We start from the raw sequence: 454 nt of genomic DNA, 5'->3' as shown, positions 1-454 counted from the left end.
GGCCAATCGCGAGGACGCCAGGATCTGGCTGAGCCCGACACTGACGTTGCACGGCGACGAGCAAGGGTTGCACCTGAACGGCACCGTGGCCGTACCGGAGGCCCACCTGCAGCCGCGTCAATTGCCCGAAGACGCCATCACCGTCAGCGAAGACCTGGTGCTGGTGGATGCCCAGGCGCCCACGAACAACGGCCTGCCGTTGTCCATGGCGGTCACCGTGACCCTCGGCGACCAGGTGCACTTTCAAGGCTTTGGCCTGAACGCCACCCTGGGAGGCACGTTGAAGGTATCGCAGCGGCCCGGCCAGCCCACACAGCTGTATGGCGAGCTGCTCATTCTCGAAGGGCGCTACAAGGCCTACGGCCAGAACCTGGCCATCGACAACGGCCGCCTGCTGTTTCAGGGCCCGCCCGGTGATCCCGGCCTGGATATTCGTGCCATCCGCAAGATACCC

At 65.4% G+C, this 454-nt stretch carries 1 protein-coding gene; it reads left to right on the top strand.

Annotated features, from left to right (window positions below; genetic code table 11):
- Positions 1–454 (top strand): translocation/assembly module TamB domain-containing protein (locus tag ASV53_RS24585; RefSeq protein ID WP_189337974.1); only part of this gene is annotated, 454 nt, incomplete at both ends.

Source organism: Photobacterium sanguinicancri, from assembly GCF_002265265.1.
GTDB classification, from domain to species: Bacteria; Pseudomonadota; Gammaproteobacteria; order Enterobacterales; family Vibrionaceae; genus Photobacterium; species Photobacterium sanguinicancri.
Note: the sequence above shows the minus strand (reverse complement) of the source record. Positions and strands in the feature narration are given on the sequence as shown.